This window comes from Cohnella sp. WQ 127256 (genome assembly GCF_024519285.1).
GTDB lineage: Bacteria > Bacillota > Bacilli > Paenibacillales > Paenibacillaceae > Cohnella.
The window spans coordinates 392722-410503 of record NZ_JAMZCY010000001.1 but is presented as its reverse complement, the minus strand read 5'-3'; the positions used below and the strand labels follow the sequence as shown (position 1 = coordinate 410503).

17 protein-coding genes are annotated in these 17782 nt (G+C 44.3%); 1 reads left to right on the top strand and 16 read right to left on the bottom strand.

What is annotated here, in order from left to right:
* Positions 1 to 59: 59 nt before the first annotated feature.
* The 5 genes from M1K58_RS01665 to M1K58_RS01645 form a co-directional block, all read right to left on the bottom strand.
* Entirely contained in the window at positions 60 to 1412 is a 1353-nt protein-coding gene (locus tag M1K58_RS01665) for an ABC transporter substrate-binding protein (RefSeq protein ID WP_256756930.1), read from the bottom strand.
* A 194-nt stretch (positions 1413 to 1606) separates the two neighbouring features.
* Positions 1607 to 2377 carry an SDR family NAD(P)-dependent oxidoreductase gene (locus M1K58_RS01660; RefSeq protein ID WP_256756929.1) on the bottom strand — a complete coding sequence of 257 codons (771 nt, stop codon included), beginning with the start codon at positions 2375 to 2377 and terminating at the stop codon, positions 1607 to 1609.
* 13 nt (positions 2378 to 2390) lie between these two features.
* A complete protein-coding gene (locus M1K58_RS01655) occupies positions 2391 to 3608 on the bottom strand; it encodes a UxaA family hydrolase (protein ID WP_256756928.1) in 1218 nt (405 codons plus the stop codon).
* 15 nt (positions 3609 to 3623) lie between these two features.
* Positions 3624 to 3965: a UxaA family hydrolase gene (locus M1K58_RS01650; protein ID WP_256756927.1), complete on the bottom strand. Its 342-nt coding sequence runs from the start codon at positions 3963 to 3965 to the stop codon at positions 3624 to 3626.
* Positions 3966 to 3995: 30 nt separating this feature from the next.
* Positions 3996 to 4661, bottom strand: a complete 666-nt coding sequence (locus tag M1K58_RS01645; protein WP_256756926.1) for an RraA family protein — start codon at positions 4659 to 4661, stop codon at positions 3996 to 3998.
* A gap of 118 nt (positions 4662 to 4779) precedes the next feature.
* On the opposite strand from M1K58_RS01645, the gene M1K58_RS01640 reads away from it, so the two are divergent.
* Complete coding sequence (locus M1K58_RS01640; RefSeq protein WP_256756925.1) at positions 4780 to 5670, top strand: AraC family transcriptional regulator; 891 nt, start codon at positions 4780 to 4782, stop codon at positions 5668 to 5670.
* An 11-nt stretch (positions 5671 to 5681) separates the two neighbouring features.
* Here the strand turns inward: M1K58_RS01640 and M1K58_RS01635 are convergent, their stop codons facing one another.
* The 11 genes from M1K58_RS01635 to M1K58_RS01585 form a co-directional block, all read right to left on the bottom strand.
* A complete protein-coding gene (locus tag M1K58_RS01635; protein ID WP_256756924.1) occupies positions 5682 to 6440 on the bottom strand; it encodes a DeoR/GlpR family DNA-binding transcription regulator in 759 nt (252 codons plus the stop codon).
* A 42-nt stretch (positions 6441 to 6482) separates the two neighbouring features.
* Complete coding sequence (locus M1K58_RS01630) at positions 6483 to 7511, bottom strand: DUF4432 family protein (RefSeq protein ID WP_256756923.1); 1029 nt, start codon at positions 7509 to 7511, stop codon at positions 6483 to 6485.
* Between the two features lie 15 nt (positions 7512 to 7526).
* Complete coding sequence (locus tag M1K58_RS01625) at positions 7527 to 8072, bottom strand: D-lyxose/D-mannose family sugar isomerase (RefSeq protein ID WP_256756922.1); 546 nt, start codon at positions 8070 to 8072, stop codon at positions 7527 to 7529.
* A complete protein-coding gene (locus M1K58_RS01620; protein WP_256756921.1) occupies positions 8065 to 9285 on the bottom strand; it encodes a carbohydrate kinase family protein in 1221 nt (406 codons plus the stop codon). Before M1K58_RS01620 ends, M1K58_RS01625 begins: the two co-directional genes overlap by 8 nt.
* A gap of 2 nt (positions 9286 to 9287) precedes the next feature.
* A complete protein-coding gene (locus tag M1K58_RS01615; protein ID WP_256756920.1) occupies positions 9288 to 10445 on the bottom strand; it encodes a Gfo/Idh/MocA family protein in 1158 nt (385 codons plus the stop codon).
* Positions 10446 to 10468: 23 nt separating this feature from the next.
* The gene (locus tag M1K58_RS01610; protein ID WP_256756919.1) at positions 10469 to 11299 is read right to left on the bottom strand and encodes a class I fructose-bisphosphate aldolase; all 831 of its coding nucleotides are present in this window, start codon (positions 11297 to 11299) and stop codon (positions 10469 to 10471) included.
* 246 nt (positions 11300 to 11545) lie between these two features.
* Positions 11546 to 12343, bottom strand: a complete 798-nt coding sequence (locus tag M1K58_RS01605) for a response regulator transcription factor (RefSeq protein ID WP_256756918.1) — start codon at positions 12341 to 12343, stop codon at positions 11546 to 11548.
* Positions 12344 to 12348: 5 nt separating this feature from the next.
* The gene (locus M1K58_RS01600) at positions 12349 to 14031 is read right to left on the bottom strand and encodes a cache domain-containing sensor histidine kinase (RefSeq protein WP_256756917.1); all 1683 of its coding nucleotides are present in this window, start codon (positions 14029 to 14031) and stop codon (positions 12349 to 12351) included.
* A 111-nt stretch (positions 14032 to 14142) separates the two neighbouring features.
* Positions 14143 to 14925 carry an inositol monophosphatase family protein gene (locus M1K58_RS01595; protein ID WP_256756916.1) on the bottom strand — a complete coding sequence of 261 codons (783 nt, stop codon included), beginning with the start codon at positions 14923 to 14925 and terminating at the stop codon, positions 14143 to 14145.
* Positions 14926 to 14962: 37 nt separating this feature from the next.
* On the bottom strand, positions 14963 to 16660 hold the full coding sequence (locus tag M1K58_RS01590; RefSeq protein ID WP_256756915.1) for an ABC transporter permease: 1698 nt from the start codon (positions 16658 to 16660) through the stop codon (positions 14963 to 14965).
* Positions 16657 to 17739: an ABC transporter ATP-binding protein gene (locus tag M1K58_RS01585; protein ID WP_256756914.1), complete on the bottom strand. Its 1083-nt coding sequence runs from the start codon at positions 17737 to 17739 to the stop codon at positions 16657 to 16659. The genes M1K58_RS01590 and M1K58_RS01585 overlap by 4 nt, the downstream gene beginning before the upstream one ends.
* Positions 17740 to 17782 lie beyond the last annotated feature (43 nt).

Sequence of the window (17782 nt, the reverse complement as noted above, 5' to 3'; positions counted from 1 at the left end):
ACAGCCGAGTGCCAACAATGCATGCTTAGCATCCGGCTTGTACGAGCTCTTGAATTATTTTACTTAGTCTTATCTTTATCAATAATGGCTTGTAGTTCTTTGTTCGCTAGATCGGCAGCTGCCTGAATATCTTCACCCAGAAGCGCCTTCACGACGATTGCCCCGACCACATCACGCGATTCGGTAACGCTCATCACTTGAGGTACGTTGTGATCCACACCCGTTTTCATTGTGTCCTGAATCGCTGTAGCGAGATCAGCTGGGAATTTCTCAATCCCTTCCTTGGATGCCCATACCGAATCACGAGCTCCCGGAACGCCGTTTTGTTGAATCATCAATACATTTTGCTTGTTCGTTGCCCATTCGATGAATGCCCATGCTGCGTCTTTGTGCTGAGATTGTGGATTAATTGCAGCTGACCAAGAAGCTATATTATAAGGCTTGGATCCTGCACTTCCTGCTGGCAAAGTTGCAAAACCAACCTTATCAGAAATTAATGATTTTTCCGGATCTGTTGTATTTTTGTATAGGGCAGCGGAATCCACATAGAATGCCGCTTTGCCTTGTCCGAACAAGGCGATGGCTTGCGCCCAGTTCATGTTCAATACACCTTTAGGGCCGTAATTCTTAACGAGATCTGCATACAGCTTGAAGCCCTTAACGGCTTCAGGTGTGTTGACTGATGCTTGACCATTTGTCATAAAGTCTCCGCCTTCTGAGAAGACGAAAGAGGATACTGCAGTAACAAGCGCATTCCGTTGTCCTCTAGCCACGAAGCCATAGAAGTCATCTTTAGGGTTGTGAAGCTTCTTCATCGCATCTTCAAATTCCACCATTGTTTTTGGTACTGCAATATTGTTCTTCTCCAAAATGTCCTTGCGATAATACATGACAAATTGATCCGTCCATAGTGGAATCGACATCAGCTTTCCATCAATCGTGCTTGCATCGATTGTCGCTTTGGAGAAATCCCCAAAGTCATATTCTGAGTTTTTAGTTACATATTCATCTAATGGGGTAGTCCAACCATTTTTAGAGTATAAAATCTTCTCCATATAGGGTCGGTAGGTGTAGGCATCCGGCGATTCTGCTCCTGTTGTCAGTTGCACAGCAAGCTTCTGTTGAAGCTGCTCTTCCGCGAAGATTTGGAAATCTACTTTAATGCCTGAAGCTTTTTCAAATTCCGGAATTTGCGTCTTTAACGCATCTGACCAAGGATGACTAACCGCGAATATCGTGATCTTCTGTCCATCGTAAGGCTTCTCGTTTACAACCGGTGCTCCTGATTCTGAAGCTTGTGCTGGTGCGGAGCTGGAAGGGGACGCTGCCTCATTGTTGCTATTGCCGCAAGCAGAGACCGTTAATGATGTTACTAGCGCCAAACCCACTAAACCTTTTCTTTTTAATTTCATGTTGTTACCCCTCTCAACTGAAGTTGTCTACGCTTTCATTTTATACACTTCTAGAGTCTGAACCTATAGCAATAATCCAACATTCATGTATCCATATCTTCAAAATCACCTAACGAAATACAATCATTCATCCTCATCCGAAAGAGAAAAAAGAAAAAAGCCTCGGTTTTCAAGGCTTCTTCTCGGGTTAATTCCTAGAATCCGATTAACGCTCCGCCATCCACAGGGAGTATTGTACCATTAACGAACGATGCTGCCGAAGAAGCCAGATAGACAGCAGCCCAACCGATATCCTCAGGCTCGCCGAATTTCTTCATAGGCGTACGGCCGAGAATTTTCTGCTTCCTTGGCTCATCCCCGTGCAACGCTTTATGGAGCATTGGCGTTTCGATCCATCCAGGAGCAATTCCATTCACACGAATTCCATGCGCAGAGGTTTCAGATGCCAAGGTTCGAACCATTCCTAAATATGCTGACTTTGCGCTGGAATAAGCAATAACGTTTGGTTGTCCAATAAATGAGGTCATAGAAGCCTGAAAAATAATATTTCCTTTTCCCCGTTGCTTCATACGCGGGACTAGAGCTCTACATAGGGAGAATGCGCCCATAAGATGCACATCTAGAACAGACCGAAAATCCTCATCCGTCATATCTTCAATCGGCTTCTTGCAATGATTGCCTGCATTATTGATCAGCACGCTAATGGGTCCGATGGATTGCTCTAATTGTGCGATAAACTGATCCGTATTCGCTGTATCGGCTACATCAAAGGATCTATACCAAACCCCTTCGCCCATATGCTTGGCAAGACTTTCTCGATCCTCTCCGCTCCCAGAGCCGACCATAATTACCTCGGCTCCAGCATTATAGAAGCATTGACTCATGGCTAGTCCTAATCCTGTTGCCCCACCCGTAATCAGCACACGTTCTCCTTTGAGACTGAACATTTCCTGATAGCTCTTCATCTTATCTTACACCTCACATCTCACAATTTGTACCTGCTGATTGATATTTATAAGGGATGAAATACTCTTTGTGATTCAGTAGCTCTGCCTTTGTTTGCTCTCCTCGACACGTCGAAATCACTAGCTCTAATAGCTCTTCAGCCAAGCTGTCCATAGACTTCTCGCCGGTTAGTGCTGCTCCAGAACAGAAATCAAGGTCATCGGACATGCGACGGTACGTATTCTCGTTTCCAGTAATTTTGATAACCGGAGATACCGCGCTCCCCACAACAGTCCCTCTTCCGGTTACGAGAAAGAGCAAATGCGAGTTGCTACAGACCAAATCCATCAAGCCTTCGTTATCATTCGGATTCGTATATCCAAAGCTCATAAAGTGCGGGTCTGGTGTACTGTCCAGCAACCATAATCCGGGATGCAATGGAGGTTGCGACACTTTAAGCACACCTTCGATCGGCTTCGTGCCGCTCTTGGCGAACGCCCCCATGCTTTTCTCTTCAATGGTCGTAAGTCCACCTGCAAAATTCCCTGGGGATACCGAATACTGACGCACACTCTTACAGTACTCAAGCATTTTGTCGTATGCGGCTCCGAGCTCCTTTTGTACGGATTCATTTATGCCACGGCCCAGTAAGATGTCCTTTAAGCCGATCGCTTCCACGATTTCTTCGAAAATCGCTGTACCTCCTGCTTCCACAAGCCGATCAAATAGACGGCCCACCACCACATTTCCTGCTAAGCCCGACGTGTAGTCAGATCCTCCACATTCTGCACCGATCACGAGGTCACTTAAACCCATCTCGACGAGAACCGTTTCCTTGGCAAGCCGCTCATGCAGCTGCTGAACAACACGCTTCCCTTCTTCTATCGTCTTCAATGTGCCGCCATAGTCTTGGATGAGCATCCATGCCGCCGGTTTACCTTCGTTCTCCGCGATTTCCACCAAGCTTTTCCCTTGCAAATACTCACAGCCGAGTCCTACTGTCATCACAGCTCCGACATTCGGGTGGCGAATCATCGCAATCATCATACGTAGCGCATATTCATTGTCCGTACATCCGCCGAAGCCGACGACATCAACATCCATACCCGAATTTCGATAGGCTGCACCAATTTCCTTAGCTACGAAGGATGCGCATTCTACCGTATACATCACCAGGATTTTGTTACGGATTCCCTTCGTACCGTTATTCCGGTAAAACCCTTTCCAAGTTAGCTCTGCATTCCCACTCATCGTATAGAGCCCCCTTTAATCATATTGAATGTCTGTCGGTGCCCCGGACTCTAGATCAAGTGTGGATGAACGCTTATCATAATAGCTTTTGCAATTATGAAGGTGTACCCATTTCCCTGCCTCAATGTCATGAATGGCTATGCCGATAGGAACCCCATATTTCAGTACAGGCTCTCCCTCACTGATCATACGGTTTGCAATCTTATGTCCCTGTTTGACCGCATCTGTGATTACGATAACCTCTAGTAGGGAAGATCCATGAATCCGAATGCTTCCCGGTTCAAGGTCGGATAAAGCGACAGCGACATTATCATCCTTCTCGATTTGAAAGCTCGCTTGATGAAATTTATCATTCATAACGGGACCCCTCATTTCATGTTCTGCTTGCTACAAGATGCCATACTTTTGGAATGCTTCCGTACTCGACATTCCAGCTTCAATTTCTTTACGTACCACTTTTTCACCTTTTGCCTTCTCCAGCGCACGTTCGATGACTTCAGCTTCCAGCTCCTGCGGAATAACTAACACGCCATCCAGATCAGCAAAGATCAAGTCGCCTGGGTTAATCCAAACGCCTTCTACTTCAATCGGACAGCGGTAGTCCACGACTTTGGTACGGACGCCAGAGTCTTGAGCATAACGTCCACGGGAAAAGACGGGCCAATTCTGCTCGAGTACTTGAGGAGTATCTCGATGATAACCATTAATAATTGCACCTGCGGCTTGTCGTGATCTGGCCGTCGCTGTTAAGATTTCACCCCAGTAGGCACATCTCATATGACCTCCACTTGCCACATAAATATCACCCTGCTGCAATTGATCTAGCGCTTCAGTTAACAAACCAAATGGCTTCTCCTGTTTGCCGTAAACATCAATCATGACGACCGGCATAGCCCGTCCAGCTAATACCATATGTTCCTTCATAGGTTGAATGGCCGCAGGAAGGATTTGATGATACCTGCCCATATCATCCATGATATCTCCGATTACAGGTGTATATAGCTCGCTTTTCATCAGTTCAAATAGATCTTGATCGTTACTAGGAATGCTCATCGGTTGAACCCCCATACACATTATTTGATTGCTTACAATCTCATTATATTTGGGGTAATATATAAATACATCGCCAATTATCAACTGAAAATACATAAAAATTGCGAGGTTATCTTCGATGACTAATGCTTATAGCCTGATCCAGGATAACATCCGAACGGACTCCATCCATCTTTTACATACACCAAACCCCACAGCCGCAATGCTGCCGTTTCGGATATTCGCCTGCGGTCATTATTACTGTTTGAAAGGCTATAGGGTCGAGCGTCAAGGCTTAAATAACCGCCTCTTAGTCCTTACCTTAGCAGGCAGCGGTCACATCACCTATCGGGGTGTAAGTTATCCTCTAACTAAGGGTCAAGCGTTCTTAATTGATTGTAATGAACTGCAAATCTACGAAAGTGTTGGAGATGATTGGGAAATTCAGTGGGTTCGTTATGAGGAGAGCAAGGGGATTGATTACGAATTTACGATCAATGGTGGACGATTTCAGCCGATCGCACTGCAAAGACTTGGATATGTTGAAACGCGAATGAACACTATCCTACAACAAGCCAACCATTACGCTCCAGCTGCTGATTTAATTATGTCCGAGGCTCTTTGCGGTGTTTTAACCGCTATGTATGAGGACAAGCATGTCCATGATACCTTGAAAATGTCCAGTTCAGTCACGAAGGCCATCTCTGAAACCGTAATTTACATGGAGCGCCATTATGCTGACAATACAACGGTCAAGGAGCTAGCGCACAAAATTCATATGACGCCTTACGCTTTTATCCGTTTATTTAAACGACAAATAGGCTTAACGCCATATGAATATATATTGAAAGTCCGTATTACCCAAGCAAGATTTATTCTAGAGCAAACCGACCTGTCCATTACTGAAATCTCGGAGCAGGTCGGTTTTCATAATATTAATAATTTTATTAGGAAGTTTAAGATGTTAACGAACACAACCCCGCTTAAATATCGTCAGTTAAACGGTGGGTTATATGAGCGGGGGACTTGAAGATTATTGTTCTATTTGCTAACTACAATTTCCACGCCATTCTCTTTGCAGGCGGTTACTAAACCTACCTCCGGCATCCGATCTGTTACGATCCGATTGATTGCAGACAGAGAAGCAAAGGAGAATAATCCCTGAGTACCGAACTTCGTATGGTCCATCACGATATTCACTTCAGAAGACTGTGCGATGGCCAATCGCTTAATTTCTGCTTCATACATGTTGGAGTTACTGAAGCCATGATTGTCCGTTAACCCTGTAGCTCCTAAAAAAACACGATCAAATGCCATTCGTGCTATATTCTCTATCGCGATCGGTCCGATCAGTGTAGCCGTTTGCTCAAGGAGTACTCCGCCGAGTAGTATCGTGGATATTCGCTTACTATGAAGCTCTTGGGCAATATTAATCGCATTGGTCACGACAGTTATATTCATTTCCGGGTTTATAAACTTGGAGATTTGAAGAGTTGTAGATCCACCATCGATGAAGATTGACTCATTAGGGCGAAGCAGCTCCGCAACTTTCATCCCGATTCGAGCCTTTTCCTCAGTCAAGACACCCGTTCTTTCGTGCAAAGCAATATCCTTGCCTACTAGAATGGCTCCACCGAATATTCTTCGAATTGAACCCAACTGTTCAAGCTTTTCCAAATCTCGACGAATCGTCATCTCTGTGACAGCGAACATTTCCTTCAACTCCGACAGCTTCACTTCACCATCGCTCGTTAAACGATCCATGATCCGTTGCTGTCTTTGATTCAGAGGCATTTGCATTGATCGGCACCCCGTTGCTTCTTAGCTATGTCCCCTATTATCTCAATATTCCGACTGAACTTTCAACTCTAATCTATATTTAACGACTTCTCCAGGCTCCAAATGAGAAAGCGTTCCGGCTTCTCGTTCTGCTGCTCTACCTCCCACACCGCAATTTGCAGGCTCAATCCCCAGCACATGTGTACTTGCGCTAGGCATCTTCCATTGCACTAGGCGGGGTAAGGTATCGGTTGACCAAGATAACTCGACGCTAACTGGCACTGAGCCGGCTGGGGTTGGGAACTCCGGATTCCTAATTTCGACTCTACCCTCGATCGGAGTATGATAATAGACTTGTTCCTCACTACTCGGATCAGGAGCTTGCCATTCCCCATAGCCAAGTATTGACGTACCCTCTACGTGTGGACGAGGCTCGCTACCCGTGAACAATACCTTCGTCTGCTCCGCCATCAGCGGAAAACCAAAATTAAAATGATAGAGAATCAGATGCGGACAACTCTTAAACCCCACGTTCCTTACCTCATCCTCTATCCGAATCGTATTTTCTCCAAGTCGGCTCGAAATTCTTCTCGTCATTTGCAGGTAATGTCCGAAGAGAGAGGTTTCCTCGACAATTCCCCCTACCGTCATCTCATAGTCATCGTTGATCCATTCCCCGGTCGCATATACGGATCGTGCAGGCGTATGATGAATTCGACCATGTTGCCCGAGCATCTCACCTGCGTCTTCACAGGGTGAGCCTACTTGTGTTAACCCACAGGTCATCAATAGTCCACCAGATGCCGTTCGCAGCCAACCGTTTCCTTTAGGATCGTAGAACGAAGGATGGGCATCTCCGTTTCCCGATTGCCAGCTGATCGGCAGTCCTCCATATTCTGCAAGAGAGATATCCAAGCCTTTAGAAGGCGTGACATGATAACATAGTCCTGAACCGGTTCTAACCCGAATTTGTTCTACACCCGATTCAGGCCCCTCTGATTGTGTATAGCGCTGAACACCTGCAATCTGTTCCAATCGTCCCACACGCTCTTCGAGTTGTCTGCGCGTCCACTCTCTTCCATATAATCGCATTGGGTGCTCCTTTTATTAATCTTCGGATAATGTAGGCATTCTATCGATATTCGGATCGGTAAAAATATCATGCTCATCGCGGCTCGTACTCGAAAACTCAGATACAATCGCTCCTTCTGGACCCCCTTGAAACCAATGCTTCGTTTCGGGATTGATCGTATACTGCTCTCCCGGATTCAGCTCAATTTCGTGAAATACGGTATAGAATGACTCACTACCCTCAGGTATACTAGCCTGAATATTAGCGGTTGGCTCACCCTCTACGTATAGCCATACTTTACCTGCACGACAGCGAAAAGTTTCTTGCTTACCAGGATCAGCACCAACCGGTGGATGGATGTGCTCCGGGCAAGTTTGTCGGGGAAATAGTACGAGCTCTTTTGCACAATAACGATCCGTATTAACATAGGTAACGAGCTCTAAGCCCTGTTTCTCCAGATGATCTAAACCGAACCAGGCGACCTCAATATTCGCCACTTCCTCAGCTGTTAACTGAATGCCCGCTTGACTGAACATCTCTGCAGTACGTTGTTTGGCACGGTTCAATTCATTTCTATTCATCCCTATTCCCTTCCTCTCGCCCGGATTCAGCCCAAAGTCCAGCACCAATCGCTCGCCAACTCGGTAAGCTCAGCGTTAAACTCCGATGATCCCAGCCTTCGTTAATTCTTGCTTGCACCTCATCCCAGGTCGGAACGCCGCTTGTCGCATCTGATTTCTCTACGTTACATGCGCCAACACCAACAGCAAACCGGAGTGCTTCTTCTATTGTGACACCTCTAAGCATAGCTGCAAGGAAGCCTGCGATCGTGCAGTCTCCAGCTCCAGTCGTACCCGCAACCTTAACCTGATAACAGTTGGCCAGCAGCTCCTGATTACACCACGCTTGAATGTTCGCCTCTTCAGGCGCACACCTTCCCATCCCAGCTATAGCATTTGCGTTAGGAGAAGTCCTCACGTACAAACCATGCTCACCCAACTTTAAGCCAACTACTGCAGCACCCATAGCTAGTAAATCGTCCGAAATCATTGAAAGAATAGAGCCATCCACGAGATGTAAAATATCGTTAGACCCTGCTCTTTCTATGAAGCTTGTGTACACTTCCGGATATAGCATGTATAAAATCTCTTCGAAGCTGGGTAGAAAAATATCTACGTGAGGAAGTGCTTTGTTAAGAATCGTCCTCCAGTGAACTTGCCCCGCTGGAGATTCCGGATCTGGCTTAGCCATATCAAGCGATACAGTCACTCCTCGTTCCTTTGCCTGTCGAAGAAGATCAACTAACCCTTCACCCTCGTTCTCGTACATGCATCTCATCAGAGGAGGGTATCCAAAATGAAACAACTTAGCGCTATCCAATTGCTCAAAGGAAATATCCTTCGCAGAGTAAGTATCGTTCGTACCGGTGCAATGGAGGAAGATGCGATCAACACCCGGCGGACTAATCACAATGCTATAAGAGCTTGCTTCCCCTTCGGCCACGATCATCCCTTCGGCAAGTAGAGGTGAATGGCTCTCTAGCACATCGATTATGGCCTTACCGAATAAGTCATTACCTATCTTACCCATCAGCTTAACTGGGCTGCCAAGGCGATGAAGCGCGATTCCTGTATTAGAAACCGCACCTCCTGTTGAAATTATCGCTTCCCCGATATCGACCAGTTTGCCGGGAACGAGCAACGCATCCGTACTTACATTTCTGTTTGGAATAGTAGGAATAATATCAAGACATATGTGCCCAGCTACAATAACTTCTGCTTGGTTAAGCGACAAGCTTATACCCCCCAATCCAGGTTAATGGTCTGTCCCGTCCGGTTAGATTCAAGTGCTGCTGTGAATAGCTTATGGCTGTCCGCTGCTTCTGTGGGAGTCGCACAATGAAAGGACTGTAACTTATTTTCCCCGTTCACTAGCTCATCGCAGAAAGCAGCCCACATTTGCAGGATGGAATCCGAGAATCCGAATTCGAAAATACCTCCTGTGATTGTTCCATAGGCCGATTTATAAGGAGCATCAACAACATGCCATGCTTGTTGCGCGCCTGGCGTATAAGGTAATGAAGATACCTGCTTCGGATTTTTAGTCGTGAATTCTGCGGACATCTCAGTACCTTGAATACGAATAAACCATGTGTTTGCATGACCTGGAGCAATTCTCTTCGTAGATAGAATCATCGGGAAATGCTGATCCTCCGTCTTCACTTCCGTAGCTAATATCGCATTATCCCACGTTTCGCACGGAACAAGATTACCTTTTCCATCTGGACGCTCAGGCACAATCTTGGAAAGCAAGGAACGAACGTTAGCCGGCTTCCAGCCGAAACGCAGTGGCAAATGAAGGACGTGCATGCCCAAATCGCCCATACAGCCATATTCGCCATTCGTAGCAATCCGTCTCTTCCAATTAATAACCTTCGTCGGATCCAGATCGCTAGAATGCCAGAAGCCTGCTTCTACTTCGATAATTTTACCAAACTTATTGTCCTGAACCCATTGCACAATTTGACTCGCGCCTGGATAGAACGGGAATTCAGAGGAGCAACGTACGATAACATTTGGATTGTTATTCATTGCAGCTATAATTTTCGCATTCGCTTCCTTATCAATCCCGAAAGGCTTCTCTCCAAGAAGATGCTTTCCTGCTTCAATAATATCAATATAAATCTGTTCATGTAGATTATGAGGAACAGCGCAGTATACTGCATCCACATCGCGATTTGCAAGTAATTCCTTGTAGTCTGTATACGTTGCAGTTACTGTGCTTACATGCTCTGTGAACCAATCGGTTGCAGCTGGATTGGCATCGCAGACAGCGATAATTTGCGGTTCGAAGTTCACTTGTGACAGGTGTAGCCAACGGGCCGCAGCGCTTGCAAATTCTTTCCCCATTAGCCCACAGCCGATAACACCGAATTTTACAATTGTTTTGGACATTTTCAAATTTCCCCCTGTAAGTTCTATTGGGCTAGTATTGCTAGCGCTTCTTGTTCTGTAGCTCCGTGATGAACGATTTGCATCAAAGCTTTGGTCATGCCCGCCGGTTTAGGGTGTTGAATGACGTTACGACCGTAAACGATTCCAGAAGCCCCTTGCTTCATCAGCTCAACCGTACGAGCAACAATCTCTTCGTCACTTGCTCGTCCACCACCGCGCACAAGCACGGGAATACCGGAAGCGACTTCAATTACGCGATGATACTCTTCCACATTGTCACAAGGATCTGACTTAATGACATCCGCCCCAAGCTCAACAGCCTGACGGACAAGCGGCATAATCTTCGTAATATCGCCGTCTGTCATATAGCCGCCCTTCTGTTCGTTAGGCAACATAACGAGTGGTTCAACCATGAGCGTCATTCCGTATTTCTCGGTTTCAGTCTTAAGCATCGATATATTCCGAACACATTGATGGTGCAGCTCTGGCTGGTTCGGAAGCAACAGTAAGTTAACACATACAGCTACAGCATCCATACGCACAGCATGCTCAATGGCGTTATTGATCAGTTCACTGAACAGAAACTTAGGAAGCATGTTTCCGTATATATTCGCGGCATCTGTCCGAAGCACAAGTCCTGGCTTCTGTTTCCCTGGAATATCCTGCAGATGCTTCGCTTGTCCCAAGCTAAGCTGAATGCAATCCGGATTTGCGTCAACGATCGTATGGACGGCTTCCTTCATGTTCTCAATGCTAGATAAAAACGAATACTCGTTAAAAAATCCATGGTCTATCGCAACATCAAAGCACTTCCCTTGCTCGCTGAACATTCTGTTTTGTCTCGCTTTGGTCATACTTAAACACATCCTTAGTTAATGTTTTAATAACACATAAAATGTTTGTTTGTAACATTAATATACGTCATAAACCAACATCTGTCTAGCTGTTTAATCGAAAATTTAGGAGTTACTTTGGGTGGTCCTGAGTCTTCAGATGATTGGGGCAGGGGAATAAACTTTTCAGAAGCTGATAAGAAATGGGGAACATGCAATAGGATAAGCGATTAAAAGAATGAGCAAGAAGGTGAAAAAATGATTTTTTCACCTCACGTTTTCCTGCAGGTAGTAATTTCTGAACTCGGTTGGTGTGAGCCCGATGCCTTTTTTGAACAATGTACTGAAGTAACGTGAATCCTGATACCCTACCTTATCGGCCACTTCATACACTTTAATATTGTTCTCGATGAGAAGATCGGCGGCTTTCTTGATGCGAAAATTCGTACAATATTCGAGGAATGTGAAGGAGGTCTTATTCTTAAACAGCTTGCTCAAATAACTTTCGCTAATATGTAAATAGTCCGCAATGTCTTTAATTGAGAAGCTCTTCTCAATATTATTGTTAATATAATCGATTGCTGCGGTTAAATATCTATCATTAGATTTCGTGTTCACATAGGAAGAGAACTTCTCGTAGAAATCGGCAACGCTTGAGGAATGATTGTTAATGGCAAAGTCATATCTCTTCTTCTTGTTCACGACTTCAACGGTTTTCAGAAGGACGGCTTCGAACTCTTCATCGTCAATCGGCTTCAAGATAAAGCCCTGGGCCCCAAGATCAACCGCTGCCTTCGCATATGTAAAATCGCTGAAGCCCGTAATGAGGATGAATTCAGTATCTACCGTTTCACATACTTCTCTCATCATCTCAATCCCATCCATTCCTGGCATCCGAATATCCGTAATGACGATGTCCGGCTGTAGTTTATGGATGAGACGTTTGCCTTCAATCCCGTCACCGACTTCTCCAATAATCTCGCATCCGTAGGATTGCCAAGGTGTAGTCATTACTAGACCTTTCCTCAATATTCTCTCATCCTCAATGACCATAACTTTAATCATACGTGTCACTCCTCAGGTCGCCGATAAGGCAATATGAATTCGATTCTAGTCCCCTTATCCTCTTCGCTGTAAATCTGTAGACCGTACGAATGTCCATAATAGAGTTGAATTCTCTTATGAACATTGCTGACTCCAATTCCACCTTGATTCGTGCCCTGCCTAATTCTCTCTAGTACTTCATGCTTCATTCCAATGCCATTGTCCGTAATCTCGAAATGAATTTCATCCTTGTGAAGCACACCACTGATACTCAAATAAACATTGCCTACCTTTTTCTCAAACCCATGGATGATAGCGTTCTCAACTAACGGATGAATTAATAGTCTGGGAATGGGAACATCCATTATCTCAGAATCAATCTGAATATCCACGAACAATCGATCCATAAATCTGTAGCGTTGAATGTATAGATAATGATCAATAAGGGTCATTTCACCTTTCAGCGTCGTAATCTCATCATCCACATGAATCATCCCTCTTAGAAGCCTTGCTAAGTGAACAACAATATGATTAATGTCTTGCGTATTGTTCATCTTGGCATTCCACTTAATTAAATCAAGCGTGTTATAAATAAAATGAGGATTAAGCTGTGCTTGCAAAGCTTTAATCTCAGCTATACGTAGCCTTCTTTGCTCATCCTTAGCACTCGATATTAAATCCTTGATTTGTGTGGCCATCGAGTTAAAGCCTCTCCCTACGATGCCAAACTCATCGTTTCGCTGCGATACAATTCTGACGGACAAATCCCCCATCGCAATTCTTTTCATCGATTGCACTAATTCGTTAATCGGCTTCGATACATTCTTGGTGAGGATGTAGGCAAACCATACGCAAATAAGAATGCTAATAAACGCAGCAATTGCGAATAGCACCTGAAGATAACTCATACTCTGCCTAATAATCGTATCCGGAGAATAACCTATCGATACAAGCTTCATACGATTTGAAGTTGAGGACTGTACGAGTTGTCCATCTCCAATGGTATCAGGATTACGCTCCAATGTGCCTTCCAGCTCTGGATGCTTCGAATTGAGTACCGTATAGGCATTTGGATCGAGAACAACAAAATCCATTGTAAATGGAGTATCATTTGCACCTACAAGCTCCATCATCAAGCTTTTAGTAAAATCAACGATGACATACCCAAGAAGATCACCGGAGGAGGAATGAATCGTTTGAATCATGCTAAGAACGACCTTACCCCCACCCGGCATCTCGTAGGTATGCGGGTATACTTGCAATTTATCCTCAACCGTATGAGCAGTTCGGAATATTCCCCAAGCTCTATATTTCACAGGATTATAAATCGAAGGTAGCTCACTCGTTGCGAAGTTAGCGCTTCCATCCGCGCTTAGCAAGTAGATTGAAGCTTTATATTTCTTACCTACTAATAATAAATGAATTCTTTGCTCAATATCCTTCTTCTGGCTCGTATCCTTATTAAGCAGTGCTCTTCTCACTTCGGGAAGATCACTTAATGTGTTCATTATCCCACCGTATTCTTCTGCTAGAAGATCGAACTTCTCCGATATACCAGACAGCTTGTTATATGACTGCTGTTTGAATTGCTCTAGAAAAAAACGTTTGGAAAACCCATAAGTGATCGACCCAATAATGATCAGTGGGATTACGCCTACTATAATGAAGAGAATCAACAATTTGTAATAGAAGCTCATCGATTTAAGCATACGGAAGGACTCCTTAAGTAATGTCATTGATGTATGCAGTCCGCTTTATTAATGACAATACCCTCTTTGGACTTGAATAACAACAATCAATTACTCGCTAGAATGCTTAAATCATTCGTTCTCGCTAGTTCTGATAATGGCTAGTAGCTCATCGTGAATATGGCTATTGGTAGAAACGATATCCGTTATATATAATCCTTCCTCCAATGCCCTTCCCATCCAATCGCTTACCCTTCCCCCCGCTTCCTCCAATACAACTATCCCTGCGGCGATATCCCATATTTTCAAATCCTTCTCTACGTAACCGTCTATTCTCCCCGCAGCCACATAAGCCAAGTCTAAGGAAGCAGGTCCTTTGCGTTTCATATCCTGGCATGTTTCATAAACCTTCTCAACCATCCGGAATGTAGCACCCGATTTTGTCCTGTCATAGGGAAGTCCGAAGCCGATAATAGAGCCGCTTAATTTTTGATTAGTGGATACATGGATTCGTTCACCATTTACAAAAGCCCCCTGGCCTGACAACGCAGTAAACAACTCATCATTAAACGGATTATAAATAATCCCAAAACGTTGGTGTTCATCATAATAAGCAACTGAAATTGCGACATGTGGATAGCCGTGAATAAGATTCGTTGTTCCATCGATAGGATCGACAATCCATCTTGATTTCTTCGTTGCATAATCATTTGTTTCATTCTCTTCTGAAATAAATACGCTGTTAGGTGAAAGTGCGGACAACACCTCATGCAATTGCTGTTGCACAGCCATATCAATATTTGTTACGTAGTTCGCAAAGCCTTTTTCTTCAACTTGAAGCTCCTTGTATTTATTTCTGACGAGTTCCCCGGCATCTTTCACATGTTGAATCGCTTGCTCCATCATTGCATTCATTCTTATTCCCCTTACGCATAAAGTTATAGTTACAACGTTACATCATGACGCTTCTACCGCCTGAGAATTTATTAAAGATAAGAAGTGAAATAACGGTTGCTACAGATAAAATAGATGCAAGTGCAGCAGCCGTCCCATAGCTATCCTTAAAGATTTCTGTGAAAATAGCAACCGATATCGTACCAGTTTTTCCAGAGAAAAGGATCAGCGTCGAGCTGAGCTCATTAATGGTTTGAACCCAGCTTAGTATCGCCCCAGCAAACAAACCAGGTAACATGAGCACCGATGTCGTCTTGAAGAACGTTCTCATCGGAGGTACGCCTAAGCTGATCGACGCTTCTTCAATACTTGGATCAATCTGGTATAAGATCGCTGAACTTGACCGCAGAATGAATGGCAGCTTACGAATAACATAGGATACTACGATAATGGTAACCGTTCCTGTCAACAGCAGAGGTCCCTTGTTAAAGGCCATAATTAACCCGATACCTAGCACAGAGCCAGGGATCACATAAGGGAACATCGCTAAGGAATCTAGCAATGAAGTGATAAAGGATTTCCTACGCACCACAACATAAGAGAGTAGTAAGCCAAGAATAACCATGATAACAATGGCGATACCTGCGAAATAAAAGGTATTCGTAATGTTCTTGGAAAGCTTGAATCCAATTGTACGATAGCTTTCTAGGCTAAAGCCACTAACGAATAAGGGTCCCCTTGTCTTGATGAATGATGTAATGAATACAACGATCTGAGGGGTCACAGCAAATAAAGAGATGAAAAAAGCAATCGCCGTCAACAACAATCGATTACCAAGCTTTAGCTTCTGAACGACTGGAGGACGAAGCCCGCTCATGCGGTAATTTTTCCTTGAAACGATAAATTTCTGAACGAACATCACCAGTAATGCGCACAACACAATTACGGTGCTTAATGTGCTAGCTAAATACACGTTACCGCCAATATCGCTCATGTATTCCTCATACACAATAACTGGCAATACTTTATAGCCCTCTGCAATCAGAAGTGGTGTTCCGAAATCAGCGAGAGAGGTCATGAATACGACCAACGCTCCTGCGGTAATGGTTGGGACAATAACGGGAAAGGTAACCGTAAGCAGCTTACGGATTCGGGACATTCCCAGGTTCTCCGCCGCTTCCTCCAAGGAACTGTCCATCGTACTCAGAGCACCAGAAACGTACATATACACAAATGGGAACAGCTTAAGCGTGAAGACAAGGATCATCCCTTGAAACCCGTATATAGTTGGTAAAATAATACCAATTTTCTCAAATAAATTTGTTATGAAGCCATTGCGACCTAATAGTAATATCCATGAATAAGCGCCGATAAAAGGAGGCGAGAGCAAGGATAAAATGATCATAATATTAATAACCGATTTACCCCAAACATTAAATCTAGTCATGATATAAGCTAACGGTACTCCAATCAAAGTAGCCAGAACAGTAGTTGTCCCTGATACCGCAAGACTATGCTTTAACGTATTGAAATAATAAGGTGTCGTGAAGAAATCCATAAAGTTTACAAAGGATAACTTTTCTGTTTCTGGATGAAAGAAGCTCTTCAGAAATAAGGAGCCGAACGGATAGACGAGAAATACGACCATCAAAACCAGAAATCCGATAATGACCAGAGTCCAGAAGGAAGGCATTTTCCAGCGAATTTTGGCGCGAGGTGACTCCTTTCCTACGTTAGGAAGCACGGGTTGACTCATCTGATCGCCTCCTTCGTCTCCTGGTCATACACATTGATCTTATCCGCAGAAAGTCGAAGGCCAATCCTATCTCCTATAGTTCTTAATTGATCCGTGTCCTTGGAATATTCATTGACTTCGAGTAGCTTCCCATTATCTAGTTGAACTTCATAGCTAATATAATCGCCTAAGAAGGTAACGAGTGATATCGTTCCATTCATTCCCCTTTCCTGCGGCTGCTCGATGTAGATATCTTCAGGTCTGATCGCAATGTCCACTTTACCGATAACTGGTTTGTTCAAAGCTAGTTCCAGCTTCAATGTGCCTTCAATCGATATTGTACATCCGTTCATCGCCCCCTCAGAAATCTCACCCTCTAGAAAGTTAGATGTTCCGATAAACCCAGCTACGAACGCAGTCGCTGGTTTTGAATAGATTTCCTTAGGTGTTCCGATCTGCTCAATTACACCCGAGTTCATAACCGCTATCCGATCAGACATCGATAATGCTTCTTCCTGATCATGAGTAACATAGATCGTCGTGATGTTCATTTCCTTCTGGATTTTCATAATGGCGATCCGCATTTCGATTCTTAACTTCGCATCCAGATTACTCAATGGCTCATCCATTAAGAGAATGGTAGGATGAATAACAAGTGCTCTAGCTAATGCAACACGTTGCTGTTGTCCTCCACTAAGCTGGGAAGGGTCACGATCCTTGTATTGTTTGATGTGCATCATTTGCAAAATTTCGTCTACTCTCTCCGCGATGATCTGCTTGGATAATCTGCGAGCTTTCAAACCGTATGCCACATTTTTCTGAATCGTCATATGAGGAAAGATGGCATAATTCTGAAATACCATCCCGATATTTCGCTTGTAAGCCGGGATATCGTTAATGACCCGGTCGTCGAAACAAATTTCTCCGTTTTCGATAGAGTTAAAGCCTGCTATCATCCGCAATAATGTCGTTTTTCCGCAACCCGACGGACCTAATATTGTAAAAAACTCACCTTCTTTAATCGAAAAATCAATTCCGTTAACCGCTGTGTTCTCTCCGTATTTCTTGGTCAAGTTTCGAAAAGTGACACTATGACTCATAAGATCACTCCTAGTCTGATTGGAAAGAGTCCTGACTTGTCTG

Coding starts and splice junctions, on each gene's coding strand:
- M1K58_RS01665 (WP_256756930.1), bottom strand. CDS start 1,412: ATGAAATTAAAAAGAAAAGGTTTAGTGGGTTTGGCGCTAGTAACATCA.
- M1K58_RS01660 (WP_256756929.1), bottom strand. CDS start 2,377: ATGAAGAGCTATCAGGAAATGTTCAGTCTCAAAGGAGAACGTGTGCTG.
- M1K58_RS01655 (WP_256756928.1), bottom strand. CDS start 3,608: ATGAGTGGGAATGCAGAGCTAACTTGGAAAGGGTTTTACCGGAATAAC.
- M1K58_RS01650 (WP_256756927.1), bottom strand. CDS start 3,965: ATGAATGATAAATTTCATCAAGCGAGCTTTCAAATCGAGAAGGATGAT.
- M1K58_RS01645 (WP_256756926.1), bottom strand. CDS start 4,661: ATGAGCATTCCTAGTAACGATCAAGATCTATTTGAACTGATGAAAAGC.
- M1K58_RS01640 (WP_256756925.1), top strand. CDS start 4,780: ATGACTAATGCTTATAGCCTGATCCAGGATAACATCCGAACGGACTCC.
- M1K58_RS01635 (WP_256756924.1), bottom strand. CDS start 6,440: ATGCAAATGCCTCTGAATCAAAGACAGCAACGGATCATGGATCGTTTA.
- M1K58_RS01630 (WP_256756923.1), bottom strand. CDS start 7,511: ATGCGATTATATGGAAGAGAGTGGACGCGCAGACAACTCGAAGAGCGT.
- M1K58_RS01625 (WP_256756922.1), bottom strand. CDS start 8,072: ATGAATAGAAATGAATTGAACCGTGCCAAACAACGTACTGCAGAGATG.
- M1K58_RS01615 (WP_256756920.1), bottom strand. CDS start 10,445: ATGTCCAAAACAATTGTAAAATTCGGTGTTATCGGCTGTGGGCTAATG.
- M1K58_RS01610 (WP_256756919.1), bottom strand. CDS start 11,299: ATGACCAAAGCGAGACAAAACAGAATGTTCAGCGAGCAAGGGAAGTGC.
- M1K58_RS01605 (WP_256756918.1), bottom strand. CDS start 12,343: ATGATTAAAGTTATGGTCATTGAGGATGAGAGAATATTGAGGAAAGGT.
- M1K58_RS01600 (WP_256756917.1), bottom strand. CDS start 14,031: ATGCTTAAATCGATGAGCTTCTATTACAAATTGTTGATTCTCTTCATT.
- M1K58_RS01595 (WP_256756916.1), bottom strand. CDS start 14,925: ATGAATGCAATGATGGAGCAAGCGATTCAACATGTGAAAGATGCCGGG.
- M1K58_RS01590 (WP_256756915.1), bottom strand. CDS start 16,660: ATGAGTCAACCCGTGCTTCCTAACGTAGGAAAGGAGTCACCTCGCGCC.
- M1K58_RS01585 (WP_256756914.1), bottom strand. CDS start 17,739: ATGAGTCATAGTGTCACTTTTCGAAACTTGACCAAGAAATACGGAGAG.